Origin of the sequence: Burkholderia sp. BCC1998, from assembly GCF_905339875.1 — a bacterium.
GTDB lineage: Bacteria > Pseudomonadota > Gammaproteobacteria > Burkholderiales > Burkholderiaceae > Burkholderia.
In genome coordinates this window covers 1-1,236 of sequence record NZ_CAJPHE010000073.1, presented here as the reverse complement: position 1 = coordinate 1,236, position 1,236 = coordinate 1, and the positions used below count along the sequence as shown (strand labels likewise).

The following is a 1,236-nucleotide window of genomic DNA, read 5'->3' as shown; positions in this document are numbered from 1 at the left end:
GATACAACTGAAGATAGGATGCTTCAATGAAGACTGAACTTGGTGCCCAATTTGGGATTGACCTGCCGATCTACGCTTTCTCTCACTGCCGTGATGTTGTCGCGGCGGTCACGAAGGCGGGTGGTCTGGGCGTGCTGGGCGCGGCCTGGATGACGCCCGACGAACTGTCGATGTCGATCGACTGGATTGAGAAGCAGGTGGACGGCAAGCCCTTCGGCGTAGACCTTGTTTTTCCCGGTACGGGAGGCGACGAAAAATCGCCAGAGGAATATCTGAAGCAAATCCCGGAAAGTCACCTATCGTTCGTCAAGAAAGTCCTGGACGAAGCCGGTATCGCCGACATGCCTGAAGCGGACCGCAATGCATACATGGCCGAGTATGCGACGAAGATGGCCATGACGAACAAGAAGAGCCAAGAACAGCTCGACGTGGTCCTCAGTAAGCCCGTTAGCTGCGTTGTCGGCGCGCTTGGCGTTACGCCAGACTGGGTGGTGAAGCAAGCCCACGGCCGTGGGATCAAGGTGGGGGCGCTCGTGGGAAGCGGTCGCCACGCAAGCAAGCAAAAAGATGCGGGCGTTGATTTTCTGGTTGCTCAAGGGACGGAGGCTGGTGGCAGTGTTGGTTCCATCGCATCCATGGTTCTGTGGCCGCAGGTAGTCGAAGCTGCACAGGGGCTTCCTGTCCTCGCAGCTGGCGGCGTAACGCGTGGTTCGCAGATTCTTGCGGCGCTGGCGCTGGGGTGCCAGGGTGTTTGGATCGGCTCGTTGTGGCTTGGCACCGCGGAGAGCGACCTGAACATGGAGATGCGCGAGAAGCTGTTCCAGTCGGAATCGGAAGACGCCACATTGAGCTTTGCAATGACCGGGAAGCAGTGCCGGATTCTCAACACGGACTATATGAAGGCGTGGGCTCAGCCAGGCGCACCAAAACCGCTGAAATGGCCGATGCAGTCGATCCTTGGGGGCTATCCGTTCAAGCGTGCGGAGCGCTCGCACAATATGGACTATTGGAGCTACTCGGTGGGTCAAGCCATTGGCGACATGAAGGGACATACCACGGTCAAGGGCGAGTTCGAGCGGCTGTTGAACGAATATCTGGAGGCGCTGGAAGCGCTCAATGCCAAGGCGTCTTACGAGTAGATAGAGCATGAACAACAGCTGCACGGCCGGTAACGAAGAGAGCCGAGGTCAAAGGCGATTTGAGATGCTGAAAAGGCTTCTCGACGAACGACGGTCG

1 protein-coding gene is annotated in these 1,236 nt (G+C 57.8%); it reads left to right on the top strand.

Annotated elements, in window-relative coordinates; translation table 11 throughout:
- Positions 1-26 precede the first annotated feature (26 nt).
- The gene (locus U5A56_RS36815; protein WP_257776148.1) at positions 27-1,139 is read left to right on the top strand and encodes a nitronate monooxygenase; all 1,113 of its coding nucleotides are present in this window, start codon (positions 27-29) and stop codon (positions 1,137-1,139) included.
- Positions 1,140-1,236: the final 97 nt, after the last annotated feature.